14 protein-coding genes are annotated in these 19,976 nt (G+C 36.6%); 10 read left to right on the forward strand and 4 right to left on the reverse strand.

What is annotated here, in order from left to right; genetic code table 11:
• Positions 1–128: 128 nt before the first annotated feature.
• Positions 129–716: a hypothetical protein gene (locus IPM92_11440; GenBank protein ID MBK9108947.1), complete on the reverse strand. Its 588-nt coding sequence runs from the start codon at positions 714–716 to the stop codon at positions 129–131.
• Positions 717–901: 185 nt separating this feature from the next.
• Entirely contained in the window at positions 902–1,897 is a 996-nt protein-coding gene (locus IPM92_11445; protein ID MBK9108948.1) for an aspartate-semialdehyde dehydrogenase, read from the reverse strand.
• A gap of 62 nt (positions 1,898–1,959) precedes the next feature.
• On the opposite strand from IPM92_11445, the gene IPM92_11450 reads away from it, so the two are divergent.
• From IPM92_11450 to IPM92_11465, 4 genes are all read left to right on the forward strand, one after another.
• A complete protein-coding gene (locus IPM92_11450; GenBank protein MBK9108949.1) occupies positions 1,960–4,521 on the forward strand; it encodes a lamin tail domain-containing protein in 2,562 nt (853 codons plus the stop codon).
• 234 nt (positions 4,522–4,755) lie between these two features.
• Complete coding sequence (locus IPM92_11455; protein ID MBK9108950.1) at positions 4,756–5,718, forward strand: endonuclease/exonuclease/phosphatase family protein; 963 nt, start codon at positions 4,756–4,758, stop codon at positions 5,716–5,718.
• Positions 5,719–5,883: 165 nt separating this feature from the next.
• Positions 5,884–7,077 carry a PDZ domain-containing protein gene (locus IPM92_11460; GenBank protein ID MBK9108951.1) on the forward strand — a complete coding sequence of 398 codons (1,194 nt, stop codon included), beginning with the start codon at positions 5,884–5,886 and terminating at the stop codon, positions 7,075–7,077.
• A gap of 267 nt (positions 7,078–7,344) precedes the next feature.
• Positions 7,345–8,358 (forward strand): bifunctional phosphoglucose/phosphomannose isomerase, encoded by a 1,014-nt coding sequence (locus IPM92_11465; GenBank protein ID MBK9108952.1) that lies wholly within the window; start codon positions 7,345–7,347, stop codon positions 8,356–8,358.
• Here the strand turns inward: IPM92_11465 and lnt are convergent.
• On the reverse strand, positions 8,306–10,063 hold the full coding sequence (gene lnt, locus IPM92_11470) for an apolipoprotein N-acyltransferase (GenBank protein ID MBK9108953.1): 1,758 nt from the start codon (positions 10,061–10,063) through the stop codon (positions 8,306–8,308). The genes IPM92_11465 and lnt overlap by 53 nt on opposite strands.
• 152 nt (positions 10,064–10,215) lie before the next feature.
• On the opposite strand from lnt, the gene IPM92_11475 reads away from it, so the two are divergent.
• From IPM92_11475 to IPM92_11485, 3 genes are read left to right on the forward strand one after another with little or no spacing between them, the layout of a single operon-like run.
• Positions 10,216–10,479, forward strand: coding sequence for a type B 50S ribosomal protein L31 (locus IPM92_11475; GenBank protein MBK9108954.1), 264 nt, complete (start codon positions 10,216–10,218; stop codon positions 10,477–10,479).
• 36 nt (positions 10,480–10,515) lie between these two features.
• Positions 10,516–11,724 (forward strand): glucose-1-phosphate thymidylyltransferase, encoded by a 1,209-nt coding sequence (locus tag IPM92_11480; protein MBK9108955.1) that lies wholly within the window; start codon positions 10,516–10,518, stop codon positions 11,722–11,724.
• The gene (locus IPM92_11485) at positions 11,721–12,410 is read left to right on the forward strand and encodes a fused MFS/spermidine synthase (protein MBK9108956.1); all 690 of its coding nucleotides are present in this window, start codon (positions 11,721–11,723) and stop codon (positions 12,408–12,410) included. Before IPM92_11480 ends, IPM92_11485 begins: the two co-directional genes overlap by 4 nt.
• A gap of 118 nt (positions 12,411–12,528) precedes the next feature.
• Here IPM92_11485 and IPM92_11490 read toward each other — a convergent pair whose 3' ends face one another.
• A complete protein-coding gene (locus IPM92_11490) occupies positions 12,529–14,829 on the reverse strand; it encodes a beta-N-acetylhexosaminidase (GenBank protein ID MBK9108957.1) in 2,301 nt (766 codons plus the stop codon).
• A gap of 331 nt (positions 14,830–15,160) precedes the next feature.
• Here IPM92_11490 and IPM92_11495 point away from each other — a divergent pair, with 331 nt between their 5' ends.
• The 3 genes from IPM92_11495 to IPM92_11505 all read left to right on the forward strand — a co-directional run bounded on the left by IPM92_11495 (position 15,161) and on the right by IPM92_11505 (position 19,692).
• The gene (locus IPM92_11495; GenBank protein MBK9108958.1) at positions 15,161–15,766 is read left to right on the forward strand and encodes a hypothetical protein; all 606 of its coding nucleotides are present in this window, start codon (positions 15,161–15,163) and stop codon (positions 15,764–15,766) included.
• Between the two features lie 78 nt (positions 15,767–15,844).
• Positions 15,845–18,706: a GH92 family glycosyl hydrolase gene (locus IPM92_11500; protein MBK9108959.1), complete on the forward strand. Its 2,862-nt coding sequence runs from the start codon at positions 15,845–15,847 to the stop codon at positions 18,704–18,706.
• The gene (locus tag IPM92_11505; protein ID MBK9108960.1) at positions 18,706–19,692 is read left to right on the forward strand and encodes a N(4)-(beta-N-acetylglucosaminyl)-L-asparaginase; all 987 of its coding nucleotides are present in this window, start codon (positions 18,706–18,708) and stop codon (positions 19,690–19,692) included. Before IPM92_11500 ends, IPM92_11505 begins: the two co-directional genes overlap by 1 nt.
• Positions 19,693–19,976: the final 284 nt, after the last annotated feature.

Here is a 19,976-nt window from a genome sequence, read left to right on the forward strand (position 1 = left end):
CCTTGCCAAAATAAAGTCTTTGTCTTTCCTTTGAAGATCTTTTTCTTTCAGCTCTTTTTGTAATTGGACGAGTTCGTCAAACAAAGGTTTTAATACAGACCCATTCAGGATTTTTTGTGCAATGCCGTCTAATTTATCGGTAAAAGAAGTTGATATTTCTTTAGATTTTTGATTGAATACAGATTGTTGTGCTTTTCTGTGTTTTTTAAGCTCTTCAAAAAGTGAATTTGTTTTTCTTTTAATGAGTCCGAATGATCGCGTAAGATATTTTTATCAAAAATATGTTGTTGTACATTATTCCAGAATTGCTTTAGCTCATCCCATAAATCAGCATTGTATTCTTCCAGGCGTTTTATTTTGTCGCCAAGGTCTTCCAGTTCAGTTTTAAAATTTTTATACAATTTTGTAGAAAGCACGATAAAATGCCATTCCAATTGAGCCCTTTGGATGACATCCGACTTTTCAACTTTCAGATCATCCGGAAGAATTGTTTCCGCCATGGTAAGTTCTATAATTCGATGTTCAGCATTTTCTGGCAGCTGGATATCAGAACCCTCTCTCCAATGTGTCATCATTTGATTGTAAAAATCTTCGGTAATGGATGCTTCAGGTATGCTCCAAATAGCCACCTTGTTTTCCTCTGCGTGTAGAGAAATGGCAAGTAATACCCTTTGCTCGTCTTTATTGGTTCCCCAAATAACCAATCTGGATCTCATGAAATTGTTTTTTCGGTACTAAAAATTGATTCATTTTCCTCTCAAACAGAGGTAGTTGTTAATATTATAATTTTTCAAAGCTAGCATTATGTAAGCTTTTCATATTATTCTTATATGCTTTAACGAATAAAGGACGCAAAAATCAATCCAAATATCATATTTTCCAACAAAATATAATCATTTGGTCAAACTAAGCTTTTATCAACGAGCAATTGAGCAATTTGAACGGCATTGGTTGCAGCACCTTTTCTAAGATTATCTGCTGTAATCCAAAGGTTTAATGCATTTTCATGGGAAGGATCCAGTCTTAGACGACCTACAAAAACTTCATTTCTGTTTTTGGACTGTAGGGGTGTTGGATATTCGAAAAGTGCTGGATTATCCATTAAGACCAAGCCGGGTGTCTTTGAAAATAAAGTTCGTACTTCATCTATTTGAAAAGGCTTTTTCAATTCAACATTGACAGATTCTGAATGGCCGCCATGTACGGGGACCCTCACTGCTGTAGCGCAAATGCGCATCGTTGCATCACTCATAATTTTTCGCGTTTCGTGAACCAGCTTCATCTCTTCTTTTGTATAATCATTATCGAGAAACACATCACATTGTGGAATGCAATTTTCAAAAATAGGGTGGTGATAAGCTCTGGGTTCAGGTACTGGATTTCCGTCGCGTTCTGCTTCATATTGATAAACAGCCTTCATTCCGGTTCCTGTAAAAGACTGGTAGGTAGAAATAACCAATCTATGAATACCAAAAGTCTGATGCAAAGGATTTAAAGCGACTACCATTTGAATGGTAGAACAGTTAGGATTAGCGATAATTCGAGAATTTGAATTCAAGGTATGAGGGTTAACTTCTGGAACAACGAGCGGACAATTTGCATCCATTCTCCAGGCAGATGAATTATCTATGACAAAAGTTCCTTGGGCTGCAAATTTAGGAGCCCATTCCAAAGAGGTATTTCCGCCTGCAGAAAACAAGGCTATATCCGGTTTCGATTCAAGGACATCTACCATACTTTTTATGGTATGGGCTTCTCCTTTCCATTCAATCGTTTTACCTACAGATCTCTCTGAAGCTACGAAACTCAATTGGTCATATTTAAAATCCATTTCATCCAAAACTGTCAATATTGTTTGACCAACTAAGCCGGTAACACCCACTATTGCTAAATGCATTTTTTTTATTTTTTACAAAGTTAATGCGTTCATGCAAGCTGTTATTTTATTAACTTCGCATTATGAGACACATCCTATGCATCCTTATGCTGTGGGCGGCAGCGCATTTAACTGCCCAATGGTCAGATCCTTTTGATTCCGTTCTTGATAGCCAATGGCGAGGTGATCGGGAACAATTTATTGTAAATTCAGAAGGGCGATTGCAATTACATGCAAAACAAGCTGGACGATCAACTTTGTGGAGACCCTATTCTTTAGCTGACTCACTGAGTTGGGCTTTTCATATTTATTTGGATTTTGATCCATCAGCAACTAACAAACTGGAAGTTTTTTTACTTTCAGATTCATTAAGTCTTACACCAGACACTGCAATAATTCTGGAAATTGGTGAAAATGGAATCACAGATACCTGGAAAATTTATGCAAAGCAAGGTGTCCATAAAGATTTAATCGCATCAGGTCAACAAGGCATATTAGCTACAGGACCATTGGCTTTTAAATTTCACATCATCTGTTATTCTTCGGTTTATTGGCAATTATACCTTGAAAATTTAATAACCGGCGAAAACCAAAAACTTGCTGATTTTAGTTTTAAACTGCCAGACCTTCATAAATTCCAATACTTTGGTGTGCATTGTTTGTATTCTGAAACCCGTAAACAAGCTTTTGCTTTTGATAATATTTCCGTGGGTTATGATAGCACCAGACCTCTCATTATTAAACATCAAATTTTAGATGCGCACACTATACTTTTTACTTTTAATGAAACGATAGACACGCTACGTAGTAAGCAAAATTCACTTTTCAAACTTAACTATAACGGGGAGCATAATGGTCTTGAATGGTTAAGTCCTGTGCACTTAAAGCTGAAATTTAACGAAAATCTTTATGCCTCCAAAAAGGATACTTTGTTTTATCAAAAGGTGATGGATCTTTTTGGAAATATCTCTAAATCTGAAATTTATGCTTTCGAAATAAATTTCATTCGGAGTCCGAAATACCTCGATTTGTGCATTACCGAAATTATGTGCGACCCATCTCCTGCCTGGAAGCTTCCGGATGCAGAATACATTGAAATATATAACAGAACAGAATCTGATATTAGCTTAAAATCATGCTTATTGTATGATGAAAGTACTGCAATCGAATTACCAGATAGCGTCATCCGTTCTTCTGAATATATTATTTTAGGCAACAGTTCAGATGCTGTTGCGTTTTCTCCATTTGGAAAGACGATACCTCTGGATAAATTTCCCTCGCTTAATAACGATGGTGATGTACTTTCCATAAGAAATGAAAAATCAGAACTCGTATATGAAGTTGAATACACATCTCAGGATTTTGAAGATGCCAGTAAAGCAGAAGGGGGCTATGCATTGGAATGGGTTTCCGTATTTGACTTGTGTGCGCTCCAAGGAGGATGGAAGTTCAGTAAGCATCCTTTAGGTGGAACACCCGGATTTCAAAATTCATGGTTAAGCAATTCTTATGATAGTCAGGGCCCCCAATTATTGGCAGTATATCCTTTAAGTATTTGGGAAATTAAATTGGTTTTTAGTGAAAAATTGCATCCTGATATTCCCAATTTGACGAGTTTTTTTAAGTTGAATCCAACGAGCTCCATTGCTACCATTGAATTTACAGATAAGTCAAATGAGTTACTAATACTTTTACACCAGCCACTCAGAGCCGGTCAACATTATAAAATTGAAATTGAAAGTATTTCAGATTGTTTAGGGAATCTATCTGAGCATTTAAGTTTTGAATTTGCGCTAGGCGTGGATCCGGAACCTGGCGATGTGGTTTGGTCTGAGGTATTATTCGATGCATACAGTTCCCATCATGATTTTGTGGAAATCTATAATCGGAGCAACAAGTATATTTCTTTACAAAAATTAGAATTGTCTGATGGGCTCGATTCCACAAAAGCTTACCCTTTGCGTATTGATAAAGTATTGGCACCCTACCAATATCTGGCCATGACTTCTAATGCCACCGATTTAATGGGCATATACCCTATTCATAATCGCGTTCAGATAGAGGAAGTTGAAATACTACCCATGGAAGATAATGGTGCAAGTTTGTTTTTGACTTTGAATAATGGGAGAGAGCGTTATACTATAGACAGTTTTGCATTTACAAAAGAATGGCACCACCCGTTTATCAAAGATCCGGAAGGAAAATCATTGGAGAAAATAGAGATGAATTTGCCTTCTGCGCTCAGATCATCATGGCAAACTGCAGGCCATTGGGTGTATTTTGCAAGTCCGGGTTTAGCCAATAGCCAAAGCTTAAAATTGGACACGGTAAAGAAAGATAAACCTTATCACTTAAATTCAAATAGAATCAGCCCAAATGGTGATGGATTTGAAGATTTCTTGGGTTTAATGTTCAAAATTGATAAACCCGCTTACTTATGCTATTTGGATTTATACAATTTAAGCGGACAATTGATGAGCCCTGTTTACCGGGATCAGGTTTATGACGGCCAATTGGTGACTTGGCTTGGTGAAGATTTGGATGGGAGTCCATTGACCGCTGGAAATTATATTTTAAACATTAACTTAGCACATCCAGATGGCACCAAAATAAGCTTTAAGGAGAGAATAAGTTTACTAAGATAATTTATTGCATGGATGAGATGAATTTAGAATTTTGGTAAAATAGCTTCACCGTAAATGAGCAGATAACATTAAAAAGACTTATTCTATTTAATAAAATGGAGTTTAACTATTTTGACTTGAAATATGATGATATACAATCTCGCAAATATTTTTCTATATGTTTTTATATTTTTCTGATATGGTTTATTTATAAATTTACTTGGTAGTAAATGGTGGCGTAGAGATAATCTTAATATGAATTCAAACGATTGGTATATAAAATCTGAGAGGGTACAATGGAGCATGGTTATCCTCATTATAGCCGTTAGCTTATTTTTTGTATCACCACCTGAAGGATTTTTATGGGCAAAGTTGATTTCAAATTATGCGATCCATTGGATGCTGTTTTGTTTGTTAGGTGGAGTTATTACGCTGTTTATTGAACACGAGAAGCTCTTGTACACATTTATGATATGTTCAGCACTTATGGCCTTTTATCTCATGAATTCATTTAATACAGACTTAAAACTAGCGAAATTCTCGAGTCCTAATGCAATACAGTTGGCTTTTATCAACCCCACCTTGAGCAACGATGACAAAATTAAAATGCTTCAATTTGTTTTTAAAAAAGCACCAGATGTGATCATTTTGCAAGAATTTACGCCGGATATGCTTGAGTGGGTAAAGGCTTATCAACAAGAATATCCGTATCAATATTTATTGCCTAGAATAGATCCTTTGGGCAAGGCGATACTTTCGAAATTCAACTTAAGCAGTCCAAACGAATTTGAACTTATGGACAATCCGGTCCTCAATTTATATATTACGAGCTCGCAGAATGATAGCTTTCAAATTATAGTATGTAATCATTTGCCGCCTATTACACTGATGGCCTACCGAAAACTTAATCAGTTTCTGACTGCGCTGTCCAATACGCTCTCCAATGCTCATCAGAATTTAATACTTGTTGCAGATTTTAATATTGTACCCTGGTCACGGGAATTGCGGATTTTCAGAAATAACTCGGGTTTGGTCGCCAGTCGCAGGGACAATGCAGATACCGGCCCTGAAACCGGGAATTTAGATATTCTAAATACGGCCAGTATGGAACTCATGTATAGTAAAAATCTGGAGTGCTCCTATTTTGAAGTCATTGTAGATTCATTTGGCAATCCTTTTGGAATTATGGGTCGATATCAAAAAAAGTTTGTTTTTTAACATGCTCTTGTTGAAATTAAATTCCTTGGCGATTAAGGTTTATAAAGGAAACACTTCAAATCTTCAATTTTCTTTGAACGTTGTATATTGTGGTACATTTAAGGTGAAATAAAATTTTGAATTATTCATTCTTTAATCCATTATAGAACCGGATTTCAAGTCTTTTTGTCAGTTTGTATATTCTCATTACAAACGCTATTTGTTCATAATAGTATCCTTGCCAAGGAAGCTACGATCAGGATTCCTTTTAGGTATGTTCAATCATTTATCATTATTGATGTCCAAATTGAAAATGTAATTCCATTACAATTGATTTTTGATACAGGTGCAGAGCACACTATTCTCTTTGAGAAATATTGGACGGATATCATCAGCAATGCATATCAAAGGGATATAAAGGTAATTGGATCTGATTTACAAACAGAAATTCCTGCGAAATTGACCCACCCACTGAGCTTAAATTTTCCTTTGAGGTATAAATGTTTAACGCAGCTCATAGTTCTTGAAGATCACTCCACTAATATATCCCAGGTCATAGGAGAGCCGGTACATGGTATTTTAAGTGCTTCCCTTTTTAGTCAGTTTATAATACAAATCGATTACAAAAAACGAAATATCATTCTGCATCCACTTTCAACAAAAGTACCCGAAGGATTTACTGAATTGGATATTCAAATTTATAAAAATAAGCCTTATTTGGAAACGGAAGTAGCTACTAAATGGGGCCAAAAACAAAAATTAAACTTGCTGTTGGATACAGGTGCAAGTTTGTCGCTTTTGATGTACACGGATTCTACATCCAACATTGATTTACCAGATAAAATGATCCCAGGATATCTCGGGAGCGGATTGGGTGGTATGTTGAAGGGATTTGTAGGTAAAGTTGGGCTCATTTATTTGGATACTTTTACTCTTTCAAATGTGATTTCGCATTTTTTAATGGTTGATACAGAATATTCTAGAATTGAAAAGCAGAATAAACAAGGATTGATTGGAAATTTAATGTTAGAGAAATTTGAACTTTATATTGATTACCATAGGAAAAAACTTTTTCTGAAACCTACTAAAAAGTTATACAAGGAAATAAAATTTGATAAATCGGGAATGCTCATCATCAGTGGCGGGAATCATTTGCAAAATTATTATGTATCACAAGTCATACCTAATTCACCTGCATATGAAGCCGGGATCTTGCCGAAAGACGAGCTGGTAAGCATTAATGGATGGCCTTGTTCCTGGTTAAGTTTAAGTAAAATACTTTCAAGTTTTCAAAAAGAAGAGGGTAAAAAGATAAATCTAAAATTGAGACGAAATGGGAAGAAAATTAAAATTAGTTTTAATTTGAAAAGTCTAATTTGAAATAATTCAAAAACAATAGAAATAGGTCCACGGTCCTTGTCGGAAGTAATTACTTGCCTAAATTCAGATGACTTTTAGAAAGAGAATAAATTCAAATTATTTTCTCTAAATTTTTAGAAATTCATATAAGCTGGTGCTTAAATTTATTTTTGTCGCATTAGGAGAAAGTTAATAAACTTTATGATCAGTTTGGAGAAGTGCTCAGGTGTAATATGCAATTTCATATAAAATATTGGCGTATTTTTGCGGAGTCCAAGTAAACAAAACATGGAAATGAGTATGTTTGAAATGGTTCGTCGTTTTCCAGATCAATTGAAAGAGGGATTGGAATTGTTTAAATTGAGCGACGTAAGTTCTGGTGAGCAAGCTGTCCTCAATATTTATATTAGTGGAATGGGAGGCTCAGCAGTAGGCGCAGATTTTGTAGAGGCTATTGTTCGGGATGTTTGTAACGTTCCAATTACAGTTGGAAAGTCCTATACGGTGCCACATTTTATTTCAGAAAATACGCTGGCCATCGTCTCCTCGTATTCAGGAAATACGGAAGAGACGATTTCTTCATATCATCAATTGGTTCAACGAGGTGCAAAAGTAGTTGTCATAAGTTCTGGTGGTGAGTTGATCAGAAGGGCTCATGAATTAAAACAGGATATTATTCAATTGCCTTCTGGGTGGTCTTCTCCAAGGGCTTGCCTCTCTTATTCTTTGGTGGCACAACTATATGCATTGCACAAATTAAATATCATTGATCATTTTTATGTGAAACAATTAATCGCTTCAATTAAATTGATGGAAGATTGTCGTGAAGAGATCATTGAACAAGCCAGACAATTAGCTGACTTATTACAGGATAAGTGGGTCGTAATTTACAGTTCTGATCATTTTGAACCAGTTTGTTTAAGGTTTAGACAACAGATCAATGAAAATAGCAAAATGTTGTGCTGGCATAATGTAATTCCTGAAATGAATCATAATGAATTGGTTGGTTGGCGCTGGAATCATCCATTTGTCGCGTCTGTTTTTATAAGAGATCGCGAAGAATATTCCAGAATTCAGGCAAGGATGGAATTAACCAAAGAAGTTGTTGGCCATTATGCTGCATCAGTAATGGATATTTATGCTCGTGGGGATTCCTATTTGGAAAAATCCTTATATCTGGTGCACTTGCTTGATTTTGTAAGTGTATTTCTTGCAGAAAAAAATCAGGTAGATGCTGTGGAGGTGCGCGTTATTGATTTTTTAAAAACCGAACTTTCAAAATTGCCCCAAAACCAAGCATAAGAATCAGAAAGGAAAGCGCAAGTGCGATATAAACAATAAAATCGCCATATTTGAGATAAAATGTCTCCTGGTTAGAAAAACGGATGTTATTTCGAATTGCTGTTGATTTCCCATACTCAGTTCTATCCTTTATTTCCCCCTTTGCATCAATAAAACAAGAAACTCCTGTGTTTGCAGATCTTGCAATAGACCTTCGGTATTCAATAGCACGTAATGCTCCAAAATACAAATGTTGGCGGTAGCCAGGGGTATTATCCCACCAGCCATCGTTGGTCATAATAAATATTGCCTGAGCCCCTTTGCGGATATATTCACCTACGTAAGCTCCATAAATCGATTCATAACAAATAACAGGAGCAATCTTTAATCCATCGGATTCAAAGACACTTCTTTCTTTTTGTTTTCCTAAGCCATAAATAGAACCACCAAGTTTGTCGACAATAGGTTTTAAAAATGGGAGTAAATGTCTGTAAGGAAAAGTTTCTACACCTGGCACCAGTTTAGATTTTACATAAACCGGAAAATCATTTCCTGTGCCACAAATTTGAGCGGCACTGTTTTGGATTTCAAAATATTTTGTGGGCCCACCTCTATTACTGGGTCTTGCAGCTTCCGAAAGTGTTTCGCCTTCACGAAAAGTTCTCAAAGTTCCCAATCCGGTTACGAGACACATTTTCCCATACATATTACATAAATCGCGCATCCTTATGACTCGCCAATCATTTGCAAATGCACCTATTTCTAAATACTCAAAACTGGTTTCCGGCCAAATCAGATATTTTGTATGTGGGCTAATAAAATTTCTGGATAATTTTTCAAATTGAATCATTTGTAAATTTTCATCCACTGAAAATTTTTCAAAATGCGGTTCATAATTGGGTTGAACGATGGCAACTTCTACTGATTCACCATTTAATTCAGTAGTTTTCAAAATGGAACTCGAAATATAAATGGGTATACCCAATAATAGCATTGCTGAAAAACATAATATAAGTCTTAACTTTTTAGAGATCAGGATGTATAAACCCAATGCATTTAGTGACAAAGCCCATAAACTTCCACCAAATGCACCTGTATATTCATACCATTGTATCCAATTGGGGTAAAAAGCAAATCCATTACCCAATGAAAGCCAAGGCCAGGAAATGTCCCATTGATGATGTCCCCATTCATAGCTTATCCAAAAAACGATCAAAGCGGGGAGCCATAGATATTTAATTTTTCGTCCAATCCAAATGGCCGCCAACCAAGGGATACACATAAATAAGCTGTTGAGTATAAAAGCAACCAATCCGGGTACTAACGCAGCATTAGCTACCCAATAAGTCGCCAATATATTCCACAACATAAAGGCATGAAACGCGTATAAAAAATGGGCCCACATAAAAATTCTCGATCCCTGCTCTAGCTTGTAAGTAGCATAGAGCAGCGGAATAAACCCGATACACAATAAAGGACTGGTATAAACAAATGCTTTGCCTAAAATCAAACCACTTGCAGTACTAAGCAGAAAATAAAGAAGATGCTCATTTGTAGATTGATATTTCCAAAAAACGGAAAGCGAAAGTACCAACCAGCTACCCAGTAATAAATACAAAGGAGTATGTCCCCAAAATGTGTTTTTGAGCATGTAGGAAGCTCCGTAAGTTGCCAAAATGCCTGAAAGGAGGATTACCGGTAGGAGGTAGTTTTTTTTGAATTTCATAGCGCTTTTTCGGTTCGGAAAGGTACAAATTTCGAGACAAACTGCTTGTTAATTATTGATTATCAAGGAGTTCGTTAATAAAAAAGCCTCTTATTTATTTTTTAAAATTTTAAAAAAAATACTATCTTTGCACTCCAAAATACAAAAAAGCCATGAAAAAAGATTTGCACCCGGCTAATTATCGTTTTGTTGTCTTTAAAGATTTCTCATGTAATGAGGCTTTCTTGACGCGTTCCTGCGCTGCTACCAAAGAAACCATTGTATGGGATGATGGCAATGAGTATCCTTTGATTCGTTTGGAGATTTCATCAAAATCTCACCCTTTCTTTACAGGTAAAATGAAATTTATAGATACTGCAGGTAGAATTGATAAATTTAACAAGAAATTCGCAGGATCGAAATTTGCTAAAACTTAAAAAAAATCACCCCGCAACCTGCGGGGTTTTTTATTTATGTTCATCAGGAACCTCATTTTAGTGGACCCCCAACATAAGGATCAGTTCAAACCTCTGTCTTGGACCAGACCCTTGGCAGCCTTTCGCTTTGGCATTCTGAGCATTATGGAGAAATGGGCTTTGAGATTCCATGCAGAAACAAGCCATTGCGTTTCTTTTCCATTATCTGATCTTTATCCTGCCCAAATTCAGAATGATAACTTTGTGGTTCAGGGTCATTTGATCCCAAATAATGATCTGTGCTACCTCATTTCTAATTTGCAAGAAGGTGAGTTTCTGGTATGCGACGATTTATGGGTTGCAGGACGCCTTAACAAACAGCAATGCCTGGATTTTCTGCAACATTTTTCTTTGAATGGATTTAATAAACAGTTCGTTGATAAACATCTTGTCAATGGAATCTACAGACCCTGGGAACTATTCCAAAGGAAGGCCATTGAATTGGAACAGGATTATCAATTGATAACAGCCGGACGATTTACAACACCAATCCATGAAAGTAATGCGATCATCGGAAATCAGCTTTTTGTAGAAGAGGGTGCTCGCATGATGGCTTGTACACTCAATTCTCAAACAGGTCCAATATACATTGGTAGAAATGTTGAAATAATGGAGGGAAGTATGTTGCGCGGACCTTTAGCGATCTGTGAAGGATCTATTGTAAAGATGGGTGCCAAAATTTATGGCGCAACATCTATAGGTCCCGAATCAAGAATTGGTGGCGAAATTAATAATTGCATTTTTCAAGCATATTCAAACAAAGCTCACGATGGCTTTCTTGGCAATAGTATCATAGGCGAATGGGTCAATATTGGTGCAGATACGAATGCTTCGAATTTGAAAAATAATTACGAAGATGTCAAACTATGGAATTATAACACCAAAAGATTTGATAAAACTGCAAGTCTATTTTGTGGATTGATCATGGGCGATCATGCGAAGTGTGGTATCAACACTATGTTCAACACCGGCACGGTTGTTGGTTTTGGGGCTAATGTATTTGGGGCAGGGTTTCCGCGGCAATTCGTGCCAGATTTTGCCTGGGGCGGTGCTTCTGGTTTCTCAACTTTTACTTTGGATAAATTCTTTGCGACTGCTCAAAAAGTAATGGAAAGAAGACATGTTCCTCTAACAGATTCCAATAAAAAATTGTTCGAATATATTTTCTCGGAAAGTCGGGAATTCAGGAATTGGGATTCTATATGAACTTGACTTCCGGTCAACAACCCAATCTATTTTGGAAGCTCTTGAGTTATATCGTGGATATTCCAATAGAACAATTGTCCTCTGAATTCAACCCTACCATTCATTTGTTTCTGTCCTGCGGTGAATTTAAGCTAGTGAGTGATACAGCCATTTATTCTTACGGCTTAAAATATGAGCATTTTGTTGCCGCTTTTAAAAAAATTAAAATTGAATCTAAGAATCCAAAATCAATTTTAATATTAGGATTGGGGACGGGAAGCATACCTCAAATGTTACAGTCCAAATTTAATATTCAGGCAAACTTTGATTTTGTAGAAAAAGATCCGGAAATTATTTTTTTATTTGAAAAGTATCAGGACTATATATTTACCGGACAATTCAAATGCTATTGTGAAGATGGATTAGACTTTTTGAAAAATTCGAGAAAGAAATACGACCTGATTTGTATGGATATTTTTGAAGATAGCACTATCCCAAAAAAATTTGAGTCGAAAGATTTCCTGGAGTTGTTAAAGGCAAATTTAAATGTATCCGGGATTTTACTTTACAACCGACTCCATGACAATTCTGAAAATCAGAAAAAGAATAATGACTTTTTAGTGCCATTCTCGCAAATTTTTCCGCGACATTTAGTTTTTAAACATGACTATAATTGGATACTTATAGTAGAAAATGACTTAGCTTAATTTCTATCATCTTTTTTTGCGAATTCAACTGAAATTCTTTTCGCTTATAATGCACAATTTTATGAGGCAGCTCAAACAAATTGCCAATGTATCCCGAAAAACTGCTTCTAAACTAACTTTACTTTACTTGTATTTCACCCACAAACAACCAGGCATTTTTTCCGGCTCCTGGATAATTATCCTTGATCTTGCCGTGATTTTTTATACTGACCTTGATAAATTTTGTGGATATCGCATGCATGGGGACTTCAGCTTGTATATATTTTGATTGAGTTTCGCTTATTTGATATTTTATGGATTCTGAAAATTCTTTTCCATCTTCGCTCGTTTGAATTTCAATATTTGAAGGACGGTAGATCCATGATCCGGGGTCATGGAAAAATTGGAATTGGACCGCTTTGATAGTCCTGTTTTTTTCGAGATCTATAATAGCTGTAAAATCTTTTCCTTCCATACCAACCCATTCCGGACCTCCGAATTTATTGGATGGCGCGTCTATTCCATTGAGCAAACATTGCAGACCACCTGAAAAATATCTTTCTGCGGGCATTTCGTTAAGTACCATGGGTTTGGCAACAGCCAAATGATCATTAAAAACGATGCGGAGTGGCTTTCCAATAAAACCATCTTCCATTTGATACCAGGCTTTAAATTGAATGTCTTTATGAAGTATAAAGGTGTCATGTTTTAAATATTCACTGACTACATCACCTTCCCTGGTAGATTCAACAAGAATTTTTCCTTCAACAGGTGGTTTATTAAAAACGAGTTCAATGCCTTGTGCTCCATATTTGGTTTGATATGAAAGATCTAACATACTTTGGGTGATATTCATGTCTTCAGATTTAAACCAGGATATATGATGTTTAAGTCTGCTTAAAAATCCGGGATAAGATCTGTTTGACGGGAAAGCCCAATTGACCTCCGCGAGAGCAATAGCCCTTGGGTACGCCATGTATAAAACATTTTTGAATTCCGGCATATATTCAGTCCATACATTTCCCTGTGCTCCCAAGACATACAAACGTTCGTTAGTTTTTAGACCAACAGGTATGGGTTCAAACTGATAAGTCTTTTCAAGTGATGTAAATCCACCTATCGCTAATGGCTCAGAACTATTCAAAGATTGATAATGATCAAAGTAACAATGGGAGCCGGGACACATGATTACGGGATGCTTTTTTTTGGCCGCTTCGATTCCACCTTCGGTGCCTCGCCAGGACATGACCACAGCATTTGGAGGCAGCCCACCTTCGAGAATTTCGTCCCAACCTACAAGTGTTTTACCTTTCTCAGATAAATGTCTTTCAATTTGTTTTAAAAAATAACTTTGCAGTTCCTCTTCTGATTTTAAATTTTGTCTCCTTTTTACAGCCTGGCATTTCTCACACTTTTTCCAATTTTCTTTGGAGACCTCATCACCTCCAATATGAATGTATTTACCTGGAAATAAAGCACAAACTTCATTCAATATTTCTTTCAAAAACCACAAGCTTGTATCTTGTGTGCAATAAATCCCGGTATTGAAAACGCCCCAAGTGCAACTCACATCTCTGTCTTCAGCACTGCAACTGTATTCAGGATAAGCAGATAGTGCCGCAGTACTGTGTCCCGGCATTTCAATTTCAGGGATCACTTCAATGTAATGATTTGAAGCATAACTTACAATTTCTTTGATTTCCTCTTGCGAATAATAGCCCTGATAAGTGCTTGAATCAAATTCAGCAGGATAATGACTGGCATGGCCCTTTAAGGTAGCTTTACGGCTACTCCCTTGCTCATGGAGTTTTGGAAATTTTTTAATTTCAATGCGCCAGCCCTGGTCATCCGTTAAATGCCAATGAAATGTATTGTACTTAAATCGGGACATCAGACGGATGTAATGTTTAATCGAAGCAATTGAAAAAAAATGCCTGCTCACATCCAAATGTAAACCTCTGTATTTAAATCTGGGTTCATCTTCAATCAGGCAATAAGGAAGTGAGTTATTTGTTTTATTTCCGGCTTGCAATTCAAATAATTGGGCTAAGGTCTGTAATCCATAAAACCATGCTTTTTCCGAACTGCCTTGTAGCCAAATTCCGTTTTTGGTGATACTTATTTTATAATATTCATCCTGATCTACTTTTGGTAGTAATGATAAAGTCAAACTTTTAGGTGATGGTTTATCAATCTTTTTCTGTTTGATAACTTTTAGGTCACCGAGTTTTAATACTGACTGTATGGTTTTCCCAATTTCAATGGCTGCTTCAGATCCGGAGGGGACGAGCATTTTATCCAATTGCTCCAAAGCATAAGTTCCTCCAACAACCTGTATGGATTTGGGTATGGGAATAATGGGAAAATCTCGATTTAGATCAATTTGACCATTGACACTAAATATATTAAGTATGATAATTATTATTAATATGATTCTCATGTTTTTGAAATTCGTCTTATTAAAGTTCGATCCATTAAGGAACTCAAGTTCAATTATATTATTGCTCAAAGGTATCTTTTTTTAAAATGGTGATTTGGGCTTTGTCGATTCGAATTCTTAAAATAGTGTAATAAAGGCAATAGTAGTATGTATTTATCTCGACCATTTAAGTGAATTATTCATCAGTATGAATTTTTGAAAAAATATTAGCACGATTTTTAACCAGCAGAAACCTCAATCGAATTTCAAGCATTTTTGAGGGTTCAAAACTCCAAAATTCAAACTTTAAAGGCTTTAGTTTACCTTTGCTGACTAATTTGATACACACGATATGTTTACATTAAATATTTATTTGAAATTGGCTTTGACGGCTTTATTTTTAATAGGAGGCCTGATATTAGCATTTGCGGTAAGTTTTTGGTATGCTTTGCCTTTATTGATTATTGGTCTGATTTTATTGGCAAGTTATGTTTTGTTAGGCACCGTTCAATCTGCAGCTATGTTTATGCAATCAACAGATTTTGATGCCTGCGAGAAAAGACTTGCCCTTACACTATCTCCAAATTTTTTATACGTAACAAACAGAGCTTATTATTTCTTAATTAAAGGAAGCATCGCTATGCAGCGCAACAAAACAGAAGAGGCTGAAGTTTGGTTGACGAAAGCGCAGTCCTTGAAATTGCCTTCAGATAATGAAAAGGCAATGATCATGATACAAATGATCAACATACACCTGACCAAAAATCGCTTTACTCAAGCTAACAATGTCTACCGGGAGCTCAAAAAATTAAACATCACCATTGATGCATTTAAAGATCAGATGAAAATGTTGGATGAAGTGATGAAACAACAGGGCCGAATGAAAATGGCAGGCCAGATGGATCAACGTATGATGTTTCGTCCAGGTGGAAAACGCAAAATGCCCAAAATGCGTTGATATATTTTAAGAATTTCATTTATTTCAACAAGCTAACTTACAAACGTAAACAATTGAATTTACTTTAAATTTAAGCAATTGAAAAATAACACCGATAAAGATTGTCAAATTTCATTTGTTAGTTACTTCGTTTTATTCAGTCTTTTTTTACTAATTTCAGCTTGCCAAAGAAAAACATTTAACAACTACGTAAACCCTTTTATCGGCACCGGAGGTCATGGGCATACATTTCCCGGAGCATGTTATCCCTTCGGAATGATGCAGCTGAGTCCTGATACGAGACTCGAAGGTTGGGATGGTTGTAGTGGGTATCATTACACCGACACAATTATTTATGGTTTTAGTCATACACATCTCTCCGGAACAGGTATTGCAGACTTTGGCGACCTTTTAATAATGCCGGGTCAAGGAAATCTTCCCCAGGATATTTTTTCTAATCAAATATATAAATCATCTTTTAAAAAAGGAACAGAATATGCCGCTCCGGCATATTATAAAGTAAAATTGGAAAAACATGCGATTTGGGCTGAAATGACCGTAGGCAAACGCACTGGCATGCATCGATATACTTTTGAAAATGCAGATCAACAATGGTTGGTTGTGGATTTAAAACACAGGGACCCGCTTTTAGATGCCGGCTTTACAAAAATATCAGACACAGGTCTTGAAGGTTTTAGATTTTCATCTTCCTGGGCTAAGCGGCAAAAATTCTTTTTCAATATTCAGTTTGATAAAAAAATCTCTTCTTTCCGTTATAATGCTGATTCCACCCAACTATGTTTGATTTTTGAAAACAACAATTCAAAAAGACTTCAGTTACATGTAGCGATTTCAGGGGTTGATGCCGATGGCGCTGCAATTAATCTTGAAGCTGAATGGGATGCTTTCAATTTTGAAGAAATGAAGAAATCATCCGAGACTGAGTGGGAAAATCATCTATCCAGAATTAACGTAAAGGATAATAATCATACAAAAAAAACAATTTTCTATACAGCACTTTATCACAATCTCATCCACCCAAGCCTATTCCAGGATGCTGATGGTAGATACCTTGGAATGGATCATAAAATATACACCACTCAAATAGATGATCACTTTACGGTGTTTTCTTTGTGGGATACTTACAGATCTACACATCCTTTGTATCAGTTGGTATATCCGGATTACAATGCCCGATTCATCCGCACATTTCTCAGACAATATCAAACTTCCGGTCAATTACCGGTCTGGGAACTCGCGGCAAATGAAACCTGGTGTATGATCGGAAATCATTCAATTCCGGTGATTGCCAATGCCATGGCACATAAGGACTTCAATTTCGACACAGCACTTGCCAGAGAAGCCGTAATGCAAAGTTTGAATTTTGGAAAAAATTCAGGATTACTTTTTATGGATAAAGGGTATATAGCTTCTAATGAAGAATCAGAATCAGTTTCAAAAACTATTGAAAATAGTCTCGATTTTGCTGCAGCCGAATATATCCAATCACGTATAAGTAAAAAGTATTCTCCTTTTGCTTACAGAAACTTGTACAACCCTGCGACCGGTTTTTTGCAAGCAAAATTTAATCAGAAATTTATTGAATCTTTTGATCCCAGGGAAGTCAATTTTCATTTTACAGAAGCCAATGCATATCAATATTTATTTGGTGCGCACCATGACATTCCAGGAATGATTCAATTGATGGGTGGTGTTGCAAATTTTAAAAAAAATCTCGATGCTGTCTTTACTTCAGAAAGTTTAATGACCGGAAGAGAACAGGCTGATATAACAGGTCTGATTGGCCAATATGCTCATGGAAATGAGCCCAGTCATCATTTTGCTTATTTATACAATTATGCGGAGTCTCCAGCTCAAACACAAAAATACGTTCGCCGGATTAAAGAGCAATTTTATAAAAATACTCCGGATGGTTTAATAGGAAATGAAGACTGTGGACAAATGTCGTCTTGGTATGTCTTCAGTGCATTGGGATTTTACCCGGTTCATCCTTTTAATGCTACTTATGATGTAGGTTTACCTAGTTTCCGAAGTGTTCAAATAGAAGTTCCGGGCCGATCTCCTATTTCTATCAAGACGCGTTCAGAACTTTCTCATCCATATGTGAAAGCATTTCTTAAGAATGGAAAATTTCCGGGCTATCAATTTTCGCTAAAGGAAGGTGATTTATTAGAATTTACACTTTCGGATCATATGCAAATTGAAAATGTTGGGTCTCCTGAATTAATTGGGAATGATTATAAGATTGTGCCATACATTACTAAGGGCCAGCATGTATTCCAGGATTCAACCAAGATTGAATTAAGTTCATTGCAAAATCTGGAAATCCAGTATTGTTTAGATACCATAAACGGTCCCATTCTTGACTATATAGGCTCCTTTGAAATTTTCAGGGGAAGTTCACTTTTTTTTAAATTAAAAAATGAGGAAGTTGGCCGTTCATGGTTAAAAGCAGATTTTTTTGAGAAACCTAAAGGATTAAAACTAATCCTAAAAACGGCATATGCAAATCAATATGCAGCTACTGGTCCTGATGCTTTGATAGATGGTGTCCTGGGCGGTGGAGATTATCGGGATGGTTTTTGGCAAGGGTTTCAATCAAATGATCTGATTGCTGAACTGGAATTGGAACGAACTGAAAAGCCCGGTGCAATTCAAATTCGTTTTTTGCAGGATCAAAGGTCATGGATTCTTTTGCCATCGGAAGTAAAACTGGAATATTCGCTAGATGGGATCTTTTTTGCTGAGATGGGATCATTGAAAACGGAAATTCCCCAAACAGCAGAATCAACTTTAATAAAATCCTACGAATTCAAGCCGGAAAGGGATTTTAAATATTTGAGGCTAACAGCCAGGAATGCAGGCAAAATGCCGGCATGGCACTTGGGTGCAGGTGGAGAATCCTGGTTATTTTGTGATGAAATTCAAATCATCAAATAATGTGGAATCGTCGAAATTTTCTGGGAGCTGGGGCTATACTTGGAATGGGTATGGATAAAGTATTAAAACAAATTGCAGAAGATTTGGATCGGGCAGCTGGAAAGGCAGGTTTCCCAATGGTCATTGCAACCTGGAACAACGAGAATGCTGTTCAGAGCGCTTGGCGCAGCTTATCTCAAGGAAAATCTGCGCTTGATGCTGTTGAAGAAGGGGCTAAAATAGCGGAAGCTAATCCGGAAGACACTTCAGTTGGGTATGGGGGCTTCCCGGATCGGGAAGGAAATGTTACTTTAGATGCCTGTATCATGGATTCCGAAGGCAATGCAGGCTCAGTAGTGTTTTTGGAAGAGATCAAACATGCTGTTTCAGTGGCTCGAATGGTAATGGAAAAAACCCCACATGTGATCCTGGCTGGAAAGGGTGCTCAACAATTTGCTTTAGAGCAAGGATTTATAAGGGAAAATTTACTCACTCCGTTTGCAAAAGAGGCATACCATAAATGGCTGGTCAAATCGCAATACCAACCTGTAATTAATGTGGAGAGGCATGATACCATAGGGATATTGGCCATCGACAAGCAAAAAAGACTTTCCGGCGCTTGCTCCACCAGCGGTTTGGCTTTTAAAATGCGCGGAAGGGTGGGAGATTCACCAATTATTGGAGCAGGTTTATATGTAGACAACGAAATCGGTGCGGCTACAGCCACAGGGCTGGGTGAGGCCGTTCTTAAAAAAGTGGGTGCTTTTTCGATTGTTGAAATGATGCGTCAGGGCATGCATCCTCAAAAAGCTTGTAAACTTGCCATCAAACGACTTACTTCCATCCAAACCAAAGAGGCCTTTCAAGTTGCTTATATTGCCGTAAATAAGAAGGGAGAGTTTGGGGCGTTTTCCTTATTGCCTGGTTTTCAGGCTTCTGTAATGAGTGTAAAAGGCTTTGAAATCATAGAAGCTGAAGCTTTATTGCCCAAACCCGATGGCTTTTAATGGTTTAATCTGAAAATATAAATTAAAAACTTTTATATGTAAATGATATTCAGGGTTTTAAAGAGAAACAAAGTATTGGATCGTTGATTCCATTGCTGTTTATTTAAATAAAATCCTGAATTCTGTCATTTAAAGCCTTATGGGTGGACAATCCAAAACATCCCTATTTCCCTTATTCCGACAAAAAGGCCAACCCTGCAATTGAATTTAGCTTCCCATTGCTTCGGCATAGTTCCGTCAATTATCGTTTCAATTAGATTCGTATATTCAGCATCCTCTTGTAT

Source organism: Saprospiraceae bacterium, assembly GCA_016719615.1.
Taxonomy (GTDB): Bacteria; Bacteroidota; Bacteroidia; order Chitinophagales; family Saprospiraceae; genus Vicinibacter.